We start from the raw sequence: 14901 nt of genomic DNA on the forward strand, positions 1-14901 counted from the left end.
TGTGCCCCGCAGAGATTATAATGATTCGTTAAGCCAGCTATCAAATGGGGCTTTAGGCACTGCGCCATTGAGCATATCGACGACTTCACCTTTCTTGAATATCATAATGGTCGGAATGCTGCGGATGCCGAAACGTGCGCTGAGTTCGCGTTCAGCTTCGGTATTCACTTTAACAAAACGCACTTTACCGCTACGCTCTTCGGCGACATCTTCAAAAATGGGGGCGAAGTTACGACATGGGCCACACCATGGAGCCCAGAAATCGACCACCACCGGAAGATCGTCTTTTAACAGCTTATCCAGCGTAGCACCGGTCGCATTGATCACCTCACCGTCAAACAGGTCGTGGCCACAGCGTCCGCATTTTGCCGTATCCTGAACACGATCCTCAGGGATGCGGTTGATAGCCTGGCAGCTGGTACAAACGGTATTCATAACTAACCTCTGGATGAGTAGGGTGGACTTCGCGGCAATCATGCCGATATGTTTCTGTTATGTTACATATTATCGGAGAGACTGTTTTAAACAGCAATGCGTTTTATTCAATGAGTACAATAGTCATAAGCTTTTAAATGAAATAATGGCTAACGACGTGCACATCGGGTAATCTGCGCGCTTCGCGCAGAGCAGGTGGAGAAAAACATGAGCGACGAACTGAAGAACAAAAACGGCAAGGTCAAAGTGATGTACGTCCGCAGTGACGATGACTCGGACAAACGCACCCAAAATCCACGTACCGGTAAAGGCGGCGGTCGCCCAGGTACTTCCCGAGCCGAAGGCGGTCGTCGCCCTGCCCGTGATGACAGAAAGGGCCCGAACAGCGAACGTGGCCGTGAACGTGGTCGTGACCGCGATGTTGAACGCGACCGTAAACGTGAAGACTCACCGTGGCGTACCGTGTCCCGCGCGCCGAGCGATGACGTAGCGGAAAAGGCCGATCACGGTGGTATCAGCGGCAAGAGCTTTATCGATCCTGAAGTATTGCGTCGTCAACGTGCGGAAGAGACCCGCGTTTACGGAGAGAATGCCTGTCAGGCGCTGTTCCAGAGCCGTCCGGACGCCATTGTCCGCGCTTGGTTTGTCCAGAGCGTGACGCCACGATTTAAAGAAGCATTACGCTGGATGGCGGCAAACCGCAAAGCCTACCATGTGGTTGACGAAGCCGAGCTGGCGAAAGCTTCCGGTACTGAACACCACGGCGGCGTGTGTTTCCTGATTAAAAAACGTAATGGTACAACCGTTAAGCAGTGGGTTGGTCAGGCGGGTACGCAGGATTGCGTACTGGCGCTGGAAGATATCGCCAACCCGCACAACTTGGGCGGCATGATGCGTAGCTGCGCTCACTTCGGCGTGAAAGGTGTCGTGGTTCAGGATGCAGCGCTGCTGGAATCCGGTGCGGCCATCCGTACTGCGGAAGGTGGTGCCGAGCATGTTCAACCGATTACTGGTGACAGTATTGTGGATGTGCTGGATGATTTCCGTAAGGCTGGCTATACGGTCGTGATGACTTCCAGCGACAAAGGCAAGCCGTTGTTCAACACCACGCTGCCAGAAAAAATGGTGCTGGTGCTAGGTCGCGAACGCGATGCATTGCCGGAAGCGGCATGCTCAGCGGACGATTTGTGCATCTCTATCGACGGCACGGGCAATGTAGAAACGCTTAACGTCTCTGTCGCAACGGGCGTACTGCTCGCTGAGTGGTGGCGTCAGAACAAAGCTTGATAGTAAAAATGCCAGCGAATCGCTGGCATTTTTTTACTCGCTCTCAGCTGGTAGTACCGGCATCCAGTCAATCGGTTTTTCACCTCGTTTTTCCAGCCATTCATTTGCCAGGACAAAGTGATTGCAGCCAAAGAAACCGCGATGTGCTGAGAGCGGAGAAGGATGCGGTGCTTTCAGTATATGGTGACGCTGTGCGTCAATAATTGCGCCTTTCTTCTGCGCGTGCGCCCCCCAGAGCAAAAACACCACGCCTTCACGATGTTCGTTGATCAGGCTAATGACTTTATCGGTAAACGTTTCCCAGCCCAGACTGGCGTGGGAATGTGCCTGACCGGCCCTAACGGTAAGCACGGTGTTGAGTAACAGCACGCCCTGGCGTGCCCAGCTTTCCAGGTATCCGTGCGTTGGGCGTGTGAAGCCTGGAATCGTTGCTTCCAGCTCTTTATACATGTTCAGCAATGAGGGCGGGGTGGCAATACCTGGGCGCACCGAAAAAGCGAGGCCATGTGCCTGGCCTGGACCGTGGTAAGGATCCTGCCCCAGTATGACAACTTTCACCTCGCCAAGCTCGGTAAAGCGAAAAGCGTTAAACACATCTTTTTGCGGCGGGTAAATCGTCATGCCTGACTGGCGTTCACCGGCAACGGTATGCAGAGTGTTAACAAAGTAAGGTTGCTGCTTCTCATCAGTTAGCACGTCGTGCCAGGTTAGTTCGGTAGCCATCTCGCTCTCCTGCGAATTTTCAATCCGCCTAGCTTAACTGCTTCTCTCTGAGGCGCAAAATTCTCTACGTTTCTCAAGGGACTACCTCTTAAAGATAGTTGAAAATTTATGTAAAAAGTTTATCTATTTGCATGGTGTAAGTTGATGTAAAACAATAAAATCTACCCATCACCACTTTCACTGTGTGGTTTTTATTGATTTAAATCAAAGAATCAAGGGTGTGTGAGGGGTATATATACACTCAAGCAACAATGGTTTTACCAATTGGCCGTGCGACGGCCAACCGAAATCAAATAATTTTGCCGGGGAGGCATCAACATGATTACAGGTATCCAGATTACTAAAGCTGCAAACGACGACCTGCTGAACTCTTTCTGGCTGCTGGACAGCGAAAAAGGCGAAGCACGCTGCATCGTTGCGAAAGCAGGTTTCTCTGCTGATGAAGTTGTTGCCGTCAGCAAACTGGGTGAAATCGAATACCGTGAAGTGCCGGTAGACGTGCAACCGGAAGTCCGCGTGGAAGGTGGTCAGCACCTGAACGTTAACGTTCTGCGTCGTGAAACGCTGGAAGATGCGGTTAAGCATCCGGAAAAATACCCACAGCTGACGATTCGTGTCTCTGGTTATGCAGTGCGTTTCAACTCACTGACTCCGGAACAGCAGCGCGACGTTATTGCTCGTACCTTTACTGAGAGCCTGTAAGGCTCACGGGGTCATACCCCGATAATCAGATAATCAAAAAGCGGAAGATGTCAGTGCATCTTCCGCTTTTTTACATCATTTAATAAAAGATCCTCACAGCGCAGTACACCAGCAGTAATGCCAGAATGACATTCAATTGCCGCCCATAGCTGCGAAAGACGCGTTGGAAAAGATGGCCAGCCAGCGCCCAGCAGGCATTGCCGAATGTTCCTATCAATGCCAGTAATACGCTAACACCAATTATCCAACTCAGTTCTTTTGTATGCGGCAAAACAAACGTGGATAACGCGGTAATGCCGTACAAAATGATTTTGACATTAACAAACTGCAAGCCAAAACTTGCCCAAAAGCTAATCGGTTTTGCCTCAAGGCTATCATTTGAGGTCGGGCTGGTGGCGATTTTTATGGCCAGCCATATGATATATGCTGCCCCCGCCCAACTGAGCCAGTGGACGATAGCCGGATCAATGACTGCAAGCGAGAATGAAATCCCGGCACACAGCAACATGACTATCAAAAAGCCCAGGCTCATTCCCGCCAGAACACGCGTACTCTGACGAAAGCCATGTGATGTCGCTGCACTAAGCGCGAGGATATTGTTCGGGCCGGGGGTTAGCGCAGTAATCAGTGTATAGGTCCAGAATGCACTTAAAAGCGTGGGGGTCACTTGTTATCTCCTCTGTTTTAGCAGACAGTACTCGACACAGAACATTTAAAAAAATGAATGTTTTTGCATTCTGGGTTCGACAATTTCGATGGGTTGGTGAAGATGGATTTACGTCGGTTTATTACGCTAAAAACGGTGGTAGAAGAGGGTTCATTTCTTCGGGCTTCGCAAAAACTTTGTTGTACGCAGTCAACCGTTACATTTCATATTCAACAGCTTGAACAAGAACTCTCGGTGCGGTTGTTCGAAAAAATTGGTCGCCGGATGTGCCTGACCAGTGAGGGGAAACGGCTGATGCCGCATATACATGACTTGACGCGTGTGATGGCATCGATCCGGCAAACGGCACAACAAGATGCACAACCGAGCGGCGATCTCCGCGTCGCAACCGGAGAAACGCTGTTGGCTTATAAAATGCCTGAGGTTTTACAACGGTTTAAACAACGTGCGCCCAATGTTCGCTTATCCTTACAGTCACTCAATTGTTATGTCATTCGTGATGCTTTGCTGAGTGATGATGTTGATCTGGGTGTATTTTATCGGGTTGGTAATGACGATGCTCTTGAGATGCTGCCATTGGGCGAACAACCTCTTGTCCTGGTTGCTTCTCCGGTTCTCCAGCACGTTGATTTCACCCAGCAAAACCAGCACATTCCCAGCAGCTTTATCATTAATGAACCGCAATGTATCTTCAGGCAACGCTTTGAAAGTCTGCTGCGAAAGCGGCAGATTACATTGGAAAATACCATTGAACTCTGGAGTATTGAGAGTATCAAGCAGTGTGTATCTGCTAATCTTGGTGTTAGTTTTTTACCACGATTTACTGTTGAGAAGGAATTGCGTTCAGGAGAATTGATAGCGTTACCATTTGGTGAAGATCCTGAGTCAATTACCGCATTGTGCGCGCATCATGCCGGAAAAGTCGTCAGCCCGGCTATGCGGGTTTTCATGGATTGTATTGTAGAGAGCTTTGCGAAGCATGAAAAAATGCCGGGCTGACTGGCCCGGCATTCGGTTTATTCTTTGTCGGACTGCTGTGAGGCAGAGCCGCTCGGCTTACGACGTTTGCCGATATTTTTAGCATCGCGGTGACGTTTCTTCACGCGCGGCTTCTCTTTATCTTTCTCTTTTTTCTCGGCACGCTTCGCCAGCACTTTCTTGGATGGCTTACCGTTAGATTTCTCACTTGGCGCGCGCGTTGTTGGACGCAATTCGTCAATGACGCGCGGCTTCAGCGGTTCGTCAATATAGCGGCTCGCTTTGCCGAGCAGCAGGTGGTCATGCGCTTCAACCAGAGAAATAGCGGTCCCTTTACGGCCTGCGCGACCGGTACGGCCAATGCGGTGCAGATAGGCATCGCCACTGCGCGGCATGTCGTAGTTAAACACGTGGCTGACGTCAGGAATGTCGATACCGCGCGCAGCAACGTCGGTGGCAACCAGCACATTCACGCGGCCATCGGTCAGGCGTTTGATCGCTTCGTTACGCTTGTTTTGCACCATCTCGCCTTCGAGATAGCAGTTGTTGATCCCTGCCTGGCGCAGCCAGCCCGCCAGTTCGTGCACGCGCTCGCGTTTACGCACAAAAACAATAGAGCGGGTCGCTTCCGGCTGTTTTAACAGATGGATCAGCAACGCTGTTTTATGTTCGATATCATCGGCACGGTAGTAAAACTGATGGATTTTCTTGCGTTCGCGGGTGGACGGATCCGCAGATACCTCAACTGGATCTTCCAGCAGGCGCTCGGCAAAATCTTTAATCGCATCGCCTTCCAGCGTGGCAGAGAATAACATGGTCTGCTTACGCCAACGGGTTTCACCGGCAATATGCTCGATATCTTGCGCGAAGCCCATGTCCAGCATACGGTCGGCTTCATCAAGGATCAGCGTTTCGACCGCATGGCAGTCGAAGTTCTCTTCTTTAATATATTGCAGCAGACGTCCAGTGGTGGCGACCACGATGTCCTGGTTTTCGCTGAAGACTTCCATATGGTTCATGTAGGCTACGCCGCCAGTAATGGTGGCAACATCCAGATGCGTATTCTTCGCCAGTTCACGGGCGTGATCGGCAACCTGCATCGCCAGTTCGCGGGTCGGGGTCAGAATTAATACTCGCGGTGGACCCGATTTTTTGCGCGGGAAGTCGAGCAGGTGCTGCAACACTGGCAGCAAATATGCCGCCGTTTTACCGGTGCCTGTCGGCGCAGAACCGAGTACATCACGGCCATCGAGCGCAGGTGGAATGGCGGCTGCCTGAATAGCGGTCGGGCGAGTGAAACCTTTTTCCTGGAGGGCATCCAGCAGGCTTTCATCGAGTTCAAGTTCGGAAAAAGTCGTTACAGTCATGTTCTACCTCTGTGTGGGGCGCTGATTATAGACGTTACGGCTGCAATCTTCATCTGTTTGTATGGATATACCTTCTCAGGTATTGTTTTTATCCTATGTTATCGTTTTTTTCCCAGGAAGGTTGTTTTTCATGTCCCAATCCACATCCGTACTTCGACGTAATGGGTTTACATTTAAGCAGTTTTTTGTGGCACACGATCGTTGTGCAATGAAGGTCGGGACTGACGGTATTTTATTGGGGGCCTGGGCCCCTGTCGCAGGCGTAAAGCGGATCCTTGATATTGGTACCGGGAGCGGTTTGTTAGCGTTGATGCTGGCCCAGCGTACAGATGACAGCGCCCTGATTGATGCGGTGGAGCTTGATGTCGACGCTGCGCAACAGGCGCAGGAAAACATCGCACAATCTGCGTGGGGGCAGCGTATCCGGGTCCATACCGACGATATTCAACGGTGGATACCTCGCCAGACCGTGCGGTTTGATTTGATTATCAGTAACCCGCCTTATTATGAGCCGGGCGTGGAGTGCGGTACACCACAGCGCGAGCAGGCACGTTATACCGCAACGCTCGATCACGCGGCACTGTTAACGCTGGCGGCGGACTGTATTACAGAAGAAGGTTTTTTCTGCGTGGTGCTGCCTGAGCAGGTAGGCAACGCCTTTACCCAGCAGGCATTAAGCATGGGATGGCATCTGCGTCTACGTACGGATGTGGCGGAAACCGAGGCTCGGTTGCCGCATCGGGTACTGCTGGCTTTCTCCCCGCAGGCCGGGGAGTGCTTTAGCGACAGGTTGGTGATCCGTGGGGCAGACCAGCGTTACTCAGAAGGTTACACCGCGCTGACCCAGGCATTTTATCTGTTTATGTGATGGCTTAGCGGCGAAAGAATAGAAGGGCCTGATTCAGGCAACTGCTCTGGATAATCCAGCGTGTAGTGCAGGCCTCGGCTCTCTTTACGCATCATTGCACAACGCACAATCAACTCGGCAACCTGCACCAGATTGCGCAGCTCCAGCAAATTGTTCGACACGCGGAAATGGGCGTAATACTCGTCGATTTCCTGTTGCAGCATAGTGATGCGCCGCAGTGCGCGCTCCAGACGTTTGGTGGTGCGCACAATACCGACGTAATCCCACATAAACAGCCGCAGTTCATGCCAGTTATGCTGGATGACAACCAGCTCATCCGGGTTTTCCACCCGGCTTTCATCCCAACCCGGCAGCGTGCTGACGCTGCGGGCGTAGGGCATTCTACGATCAATATCTTCTGCCGCAGACCAGCCGTATACCAGACATTCAAGTAGTGAGTTAGACGCCATACGATTCGCACCATGCAGACCGGTGTAGCTCACTTCGCCGATGGCATATAAACCATCGACGTCGGTACGGCCAAAATCATCGACCATCACGCCGCCGCAGGTATAGTGTGCAGCAGGCACGATCGGTACCGGCTCTTTGGTCAGGTCGATCCCAAGGCCCAGCAGCTTTTCATAAATCATCGGGAAATGCTGACGAACAAATTCTTCTGGTTTATGGCTGATGTCGAGGAACATGCAGTCAGCGCCCAGACGTTTCATTTCGTGGTCTATGGCACGTGCGACAATATCGCGCGGAGCCAGTTCGCCGTGCTTATCAAAGTCGGGCATAAAGCGTGAACCATCCGGGCGCTTCAGGTGAGCACCTTCGCCACGCAGCGCTTCGGTCAGCAGAAAATTGCGTGCCTGCGGGTGATACAACGCGGTTGGGTGAAACTGATTAAACTCGAGGTTGGCGACGCGACATCCTGCACGCCAGGCCATCGCAATTCCATCACCTGAGGAGATGTCTGGATTGGTGGTGTATTGATACACCTTCGATGCGCCACCGGTAGCCAGCACTACCGATTTGGCATGACAGGTTTCGACGGCTTCTTTATTACGGTTCCAGATCCATGCACCAACTACCCGGCGTGTGCCCGGCAGGCCGATTTTATCGGAGATGATCAGGTCAACGGCGTTGCTGCGCTCCAGAACCTGAATATTGGGATGGTTTTGCGCCTGGCTGACCAGTGTGGTTTCGACTTCTTTACCAGTAGCGTCTGCCGCATGCAGGATGCGTCGGTGGCTATGGCCGCCTTCGCGGGTCAGATGATAGCTCTCTTCGCCATTGGGTTGAACTTGCGTATCAAACAAGACGCCTTGATCGATGAGCCACTGGACGCACGTTCGGGCATTGCTGGCGACGAACTCAACCGCATGGCGATCGCACAACCCCGCGCCTGCAATTAGCGTGTCTTCTACATGGGAGTCAATACTATCGGTTTCATCGAAAACAGCGGCAATGCCGCCCTGAGCATAGAACGTAGAACCTTCACTGACAGGCCCCTTGCTCAGAACAATAACCCGATGCTTCTCAGCCAGGCGCAGAGCCAGTGAGAGTCCGGCAGCTCCGCTGCCAATAATCAGCACGTCACAGGATAATTCAGGCGTCGTATTCATGATTTTTGTTTAATTTACTAAACAGTGTTTGGTCACCATAGCACCACATTGCGCGATACTGCACGTTTTATTTTTAATTGTGTTGCAATGACTAAACAAGAAAGAAAAGCATAGCGAGGGGGAAAATACGAAAAATATTTTGTGCAGCAGGCCGTTAGCGTCAGATTAGGAGATGAAATAAAGTGCCCGTTGGGTTACTCTGCAAGCGGTTTAATGGGCATTTCTGTACAGATAGTGCGTTGATCGGGTTATGTAGACTTATAATGAGAGATAAGACCTGTCTACAACATGACAAACAAAAACAAATGCGTAACGGAACTTTACGAAACTTGAGCACTCTAAGTCATTGCTTGCTCATATTGCAGCTGATGGAGTGGCGTTTCGAAAGCGCGTGGAAATTTGGTTTGGGGAGACTTTACCTCGGATGAGCGAGCAGTTAACGGACCAGGTCCTGGTAGAACGGGTCCAAAAGGGAGATCAAAAAGCCTTTAACTTACTGGTAGTTCGCTATCAGCATAAAGTGGCGAGTCTGGTTTCCCGCTATGTACCGTCGGGCGATGTTCCCGATGTTGTACAAGAAGCATTTATTAAGGCCTATCGTGCGCTGGATTCGTTCCGGGGAGATAGTGCTTTTTATACCTGGCTGTATCGTATCGCAGTCAATACAGCGAAGAATTACCTGGTCGCTCAGGGGCGTCGTCCACCTTCCAGTGATATAGATGCGATTGACGCAGAAAATTACGAAAGTGGCGGTGCACTGAAAGAAATTTCGAACCCTGAGAACTTAATGTTGTCAGAAGAACTGAGACAGATAGTTTTCCGAACTATTGAGTCCCTCCCGGAAGATTTACGCATGGCAATAACCTTGCGGGAGCTGGATGGCCTGAGCTATGAAGAGATAGCCGCTATCATGGATTGTCCGGTGGGTACGGTGCGTTCTCGTATCTTCCGAGCGAGGGAAGCTATTGATAATAAAGTTCAACCGCTTATCAGGCGTTGACGATAGCGGGATACTGGAAAAGGTATTAGGCATGCAGAAAGAAAAACTTTCCGCTTTAATGGATGGCGAAACGCTGGATACTGAGTTACTCAAAGAGCTGACTCACGACCCGGAAATGCAAAAAACCTGGGAGAGTTATCACCTGATCCGCGATTCCATGCGAGGTGATACCGCCAACGTTCTCCATTTCGATATTTCCGACCGCGTAATGGCTGCCATCGCAGATGAGCCAGTACGTCAGACGGCGCCATTGATTCCTGAGGCCCAGCCAGCACCGCATCAGTGGCAGAAAATGCCATTCTGGAAGAAAATGCGTCCGTGGGCCGCTCAGCTTACTCAAATGGGTGTGGCTGCGTGCGTATCGCTTGCAGTTATTGTTGGCGTCCAGCACTATAATGGGCAATCTGAAACGTCCCAGCAGCCTGAAACGCCGGTATTTAATACATTACCGATGATGGGTAAAGCCAGTCCGGTGAGCTTGGGTGTACCTTCTGACGCGACGGCCAGCGGCGGTCAGCAACAGCAGGTGCAGGAGCAGCGTCGTCGTATCAATGCTATGTTGCAGGATTACGAACTGCAGCGCCGACTGCACTCCGAACAGCTTCAGTTTGAGCAGGCACAAACACAGCAAGCTGCTGTACAGGTGCCAGGAATTCAAACTTTAGGAACGCAATCGCAGTAATGAAGCAACTTTGGTTTGCCATGTCACTTGTGGCCGGTAGCCTGTTCTTCTCTGTTAACGCCTCGGCCACTCCTGCGTCCGGGGCGTTATTGCAGCAGATGAATCTGGCTAGCCAGTCGCTCACCTATGAGCTGTCATTCGTCAGCATCAATAAACAGGGTGTTGAATCCCTACGTTATCGTCATGCTCGCCTGGATAACCGCCCGCTTGCGCAACTGCTGCAATTGGATGGACCACGCCGGGAAGTCGTACAACGTGGGAATGAAATCAGCTATTTTGAGCCGGGGCTCGAGCCGTTCACCCTGAACGGTGATTATATCGTTGATTCTCTGCCATCCCTGATTTACACCGACTTCAAACGTCTTGCGCCCTATTATGATTTTATCTCGGTAGGCCGAACCCGCATTGCCGACAGGCTTTGTGAAGTGATCCGCGTCGTGGCACGTGACGGTACCCGCTACAGCTACATCGTCTGGATGGATACCGAAACCAAGCTGCCGATGCGCGTCGATCTTCTCGACCGGGATGGCGAAACGTTGGAGCAGTTCCGCGTGATCTCCTTTACCGTGAATAGCGGTGTCGGGGACAGTATGCAGACGCTGGCAAAAGCCAACCTGCCGCCGTTGCTGTCCGTTCCTGCGGGCGAAAAAACCAACTTCAACTGGATCCCATCGTGGTTGCCACAAGGATTCAGTGAAGTCTCCAGCAGCCGTCGTCCATTGCCGACGATGGATAATATGCCAATTGAATCGCGTCTTTATTCTGACGGCCTGTTCAGCTTCTCCGTGAATGTGAATCGTGCGCAACGAAACAGTGCCGATCAGCTCCTGCGTACCGGACGCCGCACGGTCAGCACCAGCGTGCGAGATAATGCCGAAATCACTATCGTTGGTGAGCTTCCGCCGCAAACGGCGAAGCGCATTGCGGACAACATTAAGTTTAGGGCTGCGCAATGATCAAAGAGTGGGCAACGGTTGTTTCCTGGCAGAATGGCCTGGCGACGGTAAGCTGTGACGTCAAAGCGTCGTGCAGCAGCTGCGCCTCAAGGGCGGGATGTGGAAGCCGTGTGCTGAATAAATTGGGACCACAGACAACGCACACCATCGTGGTGCCCAGCGCTGAACCGCTGGCTGCCGGCCAGAAAGTTGAGTTAGGCATTGCCGAAGGAAGCCTGTTAGGCTCCGCAATGCTGGTCTATATGTCTCCGTTGGCGGGGCTGTTTGTTTTTGCAGCCTTGTTTCAGGTGCTGTTTGGCAGCGATATCGCCGCGTTAAGCGGTGCGATACTGGGCGGCGTGGGGGGATTCCTGATTGCCCGCGGTTATTCCCGTAAGCTGGCTGAACGTGAAGCCTGGCAACCTGTGATCCTCAATGTTGCTCTCCCGCCTGACCTCATTCGAGTCGAAACCCTCCAGTGATATCTTTGCCTGATGGCACTACGCTTATCAGGCCTACAGGACCGTTAGTATGTAGGTCGGATAATGCGCTTGCGCCGCCATCCTGCAAAAGTTTCACTGACTTTGCAAAGTTGTTTCCAGTTCCCGCTATCCTTGCTCTATGAACATTTCCTCGCCTCAGCGTTGTAGTGTAGAATGCGGCGTTTCACTTAAACAGACGTTAAGCTCAGAACAGCGACTTCTCAGAGCCTGCTCAGGCAGGCGTAAGGCACAATAATTACACTATATGAAGAACATACGTAACTTTTCAATCATAGCTCACATCGACCACGGTAAATCGACGCTGTCTGACCGTATTATCCAGATCTGCGGTGGCCTGTCTGACCGTGAAATGGAAGCGCAGGTTCTCGACTCGATGGATCTTGAGCGTGAGCGCGGTATTACTATCAAAGCGCAGAGCGTGACGCTCGATTTCAAAGCATCTGATGGTGAAACCTACCAGCTTAACTTTATCGACACCCCGGGCCATGTGGACTTCTCGTATGAAGTTTCCCGCTCGCTTGCTGCCTGTGAAGGTGCTCTGCTGGTGGTTGACGCCGGGCAGGGTGTTGAAGCACAAACGCTGGCTAACTGCTATACCGCCCTGGAAATGGATCTCGAGGTGGTGCCGGTACTGAACAAAATTGACCTGCCAGCAGCCGATCCTGAGCGCGTGGCAGAAGAGATCGAAGATATCGTCGGTATTGATGCGACAGATGCGGTACGCTGCTCGGCGAAAACCGGCGTTGGTGTGACCGACGTTCTGGAACGTCTGGTACGAGATATTCCGCCGCCGGAAGGAGATCCGGAAGGCCCGCTGCAGGCGCTGATCATTGACTCATGGTTCGATAACTATCTGGGTGTTGTCTCGCTGGTGCGTATTAAAAACGGCACCATGCGTAAAGGCGATAAAATCAAAGTGATGAGCACCGGGCAGGTCTACAACGCAGACCGTCTGGGGATCTTCACGCCGAAACAGGTTGACCGTACCGAACTGAAGTGCGGCGAAGTGGGCTGGCTGGTTTGTGCGATTAAAGACATCCTTGGCGCACCGGTTGGCGATACGCTAACCCAGGCACGTAATCCGGCAGATAAAGCACTGCCAGGTTTTAAAAAGGTTAAGCCACAGGTTTACGCCGGTCTGTTCCCGGTCAGCTCTGACGATTACGAAAACTTCCGTGATGCGTTAGGCAAGCTGAGCCTGAACGATGCCTCCCTGTTCTACGAACCAGAAAGCTCTACCGCGTTAGGCTTCGGCTTCCGCTGTGGCTTCCTCGGTCTGCTACACATGGAGATCATTCAGGAACGTCTGGAACGTGAATACGATCTGGATCTGATCACCACCGCGCCGACCGTGGTGTACGAAGTGGAAACCACGGGCAAAGAAACTATCTATGTCGACAGCCCGTCTAAACTGCCGCCGCTGAACAACATCTATGAGCTGCGCGAGCCGATCGCTGAGTGTCACATGCTGCTGCCGCAGGCTTACCTCGGTAACGTCATCACGCTGTGTATCGAGAAGCGTGGCGTACAGACCAACATGGTTTACCACGGTAACCAGGTTGCGCTGACCTATGAAATCCCAATGGCTGAAGTGGTGCTCGACTTCTTCGACCGCCTGAAGTCGACGTCTCGTGGTTATGCGTCACTGGACTACAACTTCAAACGCTTCCAGGCCTCTGACATGGTGCGTGTTGATGTTTTGATTAACAACGAGCGTGTTGATGCACTGGCACTGATCACTCACCGTGATAATTCGCAGAGCCGTGGTCGTGAGCTGGTGGAAAAGATGAAAGAGCTGATCCCGCGCCAGCAGTTTGATATCGCGATTCAGGCGGCTATTGGTACGCACATCATTGCGCGTTCAACAGTTAAACAGCTGCGTAAAAACGTTCTGGCTAAGTGCTATGGCGGCGATATCAGCCGTAAGAAAAAGCTGCTGCAGAAACAGAAAGAAGGTAAAAAACGCATGAAGCAGATCGGTAACGTCGAACTGCCTCAGGAAGCGTTCCTCGCCATTCTGCATGTCGGTAAAGACAGCAAATAATCCTAAGGAGTTGGCATGGCGAATATGTTTGCCCTGATTCTGGTGATTGCCACACTGGTGACGGGCATTTTATGGTGCGTAGATAAGTTTATCTTTGCGCCAAAACGCCGGGAGCGTCAGGCTGCGGCACAAGCCGCAGCGGGTGATTCACTGGATAACGCAACGCTGAAAAAAGTCTCCCCTAAGCCGGGCTGGCTGGAAACTGGGGCATCCGTTTTCCCAGTATTGGCGATCGTGCTGGTGGTGCGTTCATTTATTTATGAACCGTTCCAGATCCCATCGGGTTCGATGATGCCGACGCTGTTAATTGGTGACTTTATTCTGGTGGAGAAATTTGCCTACGGAATTAAAGATCCGATTTATCAGAAAACATTGATCGAAACGGGCCATCCGAAACGTGGTGATATCGTGGTGTTTAAATACCCGGAAGATCCACGTCTGGACTACATCAAACGCGCTGTCGGTTTACCGGGAGACAAAGTGACGTACGATCCTGTGGCGAAAGAGGTCACGATCCAGCCAGGATGCAGCTCCGGTCAAGCGTGTGAAAACGCTTTGCCGGTCACGTACTCAGACGTTCAACCGAGCGATTTCGTGCAGACCTTTGCTCGTCGCAATGGCGGCGAAGCGACCAGCGGTTTCTTCGACGTTCCACTGAACGAAACGAAAGAAAACGGTATTCGCCTGAACGAACGTAAAGAGACGCTGGGTGAAGTGACGCACCGTATTCTGACCGTGCCAATCGCGCAAGATCAGGTGGGGATGTATTACCGCCAGCCGGGTCAACAACTGGCGACCTGGATTGTTCCACCGGGGCACTATTTCATGATGGGTGATAACCGTGACAACAGCGCGGACAGCCGTTACTGGGGATTTGTACCGGAAGCGAATCTGGTAGGTAAAGCAACGGCTATCTGGATGAGTTTCGACAAGCAAGAAGGTGAATGGCCGACCGGTGTTCGTTTAAGCCGAATTGGTGGCATTCATTAATCGCTGATAATCGTTCACGTTGTCGTCATTATGGCGGCAGCGTGAATTATTTCTCGGATAAATTCCCGCAGACTAACGACATTCCTTGTCGTTGTGTATAGAATATTCCCCCG

The 14901-nt window shown here is 51.8% G+C and carries 16 protein-coding genes; 11 read left to right on the top strand and 5 right to left on the bottom strand.

Translation table 11 applies throughout. The features are described 5' to 3' along the window. Positions 1-15 precede the first annotated feature (15 nt). A complete protein-coding gene (gene trxC, locus E4Z61_RS22890; protein WP_045446319.1) occupies positions 16-435 on the bottom strand; it encodes a thioredoxin TrxC in 420 nt (139 codons plus the stop codon). Positions 436-642: 207 nt separating this feature from the next. Here trxC and E4Z61_RS22895 point away from each other — a divergent pair, with 207 nt between their 5' ends. Then, positions 643-1722 carry a tRNA/rRNA methyltransferase gene (locus tag E4Z61_RS22895; protein ID WP_135324707.1) on the top strand — a complete coding sequence of 360 codons (1080 nt, stop codon included), beginning with the start codon at positions 643-645 and terminating at the stop codon, positions 1720-1722. Between the two features lie 33 nt (positions 1723-1755). Here the strand turns inward: E4Z61_RS22895 and ung are convergent, their stop codons facing one another. Continuing rightward, positions 1756-2445: a uracil-DNA glycosylase gene (gene ung / locus E4Z61_RS22900; RefSeq protein ID WP_135324708.1), complete on the bottom strand. Its 690-nt coding sequence runs from the start codon at positions 2443-2445 to the stop codon at positions 1756-1758. A gap of 318 nt (positions 2446-2763) precedes the next feature. Between ung and grcA the strand changes: the two genes are divergently transcribed. Beyond that, entirely contained in the window at positions 2764-3147 is a 384-nt protein-coding gene (grcA, locus tag E4Z61_RS22905; RefSeq protein WP_096756118.1) for an autonomous glycyl radical cofactor GrcA, read from the top strand. 79 nt (positions 3148-3226) lie between these two features. Here grcA and eamB read toward each other — a convergent pair whose 3' ends face one another. Further along, the gene (gene eamB / locus E4Z61_RS22910; protein WP_135324709.1) at positions 3227-3814 is read right to left on the bottom strand and encodes a cysteine/O-acetylserine transporter; all 588 of its coding nucleotides are present in this window, start codon (positions 3812-3814) and stop codon (positions 3227-3229) included. 102 nt (positions 3815-3916) lie between these two features. Between eamB and E4Z61_RS22915 the strand changes: the two genes are divergently transcribed. Beyond that, on the top strand, positions 3917-4813 hold the full coding sequence (locus E4Z61_RS22915) for a LysR family transcriptional regulator (protein WP_135324710.1): 897 nt from the start codon (positions 3917-3919) through the stop codon (positions 4811-4813). A gap of 17 nt (positions 4814-4830) precedes the next feature. Here the strand turns inward: E4Z61_RS22915 and srmB are convergent, their stop codons facing one another. Continuing rightward, positions 4831-6159 (bottom strand): ATP-dependent RNA helicase SrmB, encoded by a 1329-nt coding sequence (gene srmB, locus E4Z61_RS22920; protein WP_135324711.1) that lies wholly within the window; start codon positions 6157-6159, stop codon positions 4831-4833. A gap of 130 nt (positions 6160-6289) precedes the next feature. Between srmB and trmN the strand changes: the two genes are divergently transcribed. Then, on the top strand, positions 6290-7027 hold the full coding sequence (gene trmN, locus E4Z61_RS22925; protein WP_135324712.1) for a tRNA(1)(Val) (adenine(37)-N(6))-methyltransferase TrmN: 738 nt from the start codon (positions 6290-6292) through the stop codon (positions 7025-7027). Here trmN and nadB read toward each other — a convergent pair. After that, positions 7012-8634 carry an L-aspartate oxidase gene (nadB, locus tag E4Z61_RS22930; protein ID WP_135324713.1) on the bottom strand — a complete coding sequence of 541 codons (1623 nt, stop codon included), beginning with the start codon at positions 8632-8634 and terminating at the stop codon, positions 7012-7014. The two genes, trmN and nadB, sit on opposite strands and share 16 nt — an antisense overlap. A gap of 263 nt (positions 8635-8897) precedes the next feature. On the opposite strand from nadB, the gene rseD reads away from it, so the two are divergent. From rseD to lepB, 7 genes are all read left to right on the top strand, one after another. Further along, the gene (rseD, locus tag E4Z61_RS22940; protein WP_135324714.1) at positions 8898-9062 is read left to right on the top strand and encodes a rpoE leader peptide RseD; all 165 of its coding nucleotides are present in this window, start codon (positions 8898-8900) and stop codon (positions 9060-9062) included. Next, a complete protein-coding gene (rpoE, locus tag E4Z61_RS22945) occupies positions 9059-9634 on the top strand; it encodes an RNA polymerase sigma factor RpoE (protein ID WP_135324715.1) in 576 nt (191 codons plus the stop codon). Before rseD ends, rpoE begins: the two co-directional genes overlap by 4 nt. 31 nt (positions 9635-9665) lie before the next feature. Further along, the gene (gene rseA, locus E4Z61_RS22950) at positions 9666-10316 is read left to right on the top strand and encodes an anti-sigma-E factor RseA (protein WP_135324716.1); all 651 of its coding nucleotides are present in this window, start codon (positions 9666-9668) and stop codon (positions 10314-10316) included. After that, positions 10316-11272 carry a sigma-E factor regulatory protein RseB gene (gene rseB / locus E4Z61_RS22955; protein ID WP_135324717.1) on the top strand — a complete coding sequence of 319 codons (957 nt, stop codon included), beginning with the start codon at positions 10316-10318 and terminating at the stop codon, positions 11270-11272. The genes rseA and rseB overlap by 1 nt, the downstream gene beginning before the upstream one ends. Further along, the gene (gene rseC / locus E4Z61_RS22960; RefSeq protein ID WP_135324718.1) at positions 11269-11733 is read left to right on the top strand and encodes a SoxR-reducing system protein RseC; all 465 of its coding nucleotides are present in this window, start codon (positions 11269-11271) and stop codon (positions 11731-11733) included. The genes rseB and rseC overlap by 4 nt, the downstream gene beginning before the upstream one ends. A 265-nt stretch (positions 11734-11998) precedes the next feature. Further along, positions 11999-13798 carry a translation elongation factor 4 gene (gene lepA, locus E4Z61_RS22965; protein ID WP_135324719.1) on the top strand — a complete coding sequence of 600 codons (1800 nt, stop codon included), beginning with the start codon at positions 11999-12001 and terminating at the stop codon, positions 13796-13798. Positions 13799-13813: 15 nt separating this feature from the next. Then, positions 13814-14788 (top strand): signal peptidase I, encoded by a 975-nt coding sequence (gene lepB / locus E4Z61_RS22970; RefSeq protein WP_135324720.1) that lies wholly within the window; start codon positions 13814-13816, stop codon positions 14786-14788. Positions 14789-14901: the final 113 nt, after the last annotated feature.

This window comes from Citrobacter tructae (assembly GCF_004684345.1).
GTDB lineage: Bacteria > Pseudomonadota > Gammaproteobacteria > Enterobacterales > Enterobacteriaceae > Citrobacter > Citrobacter tructae.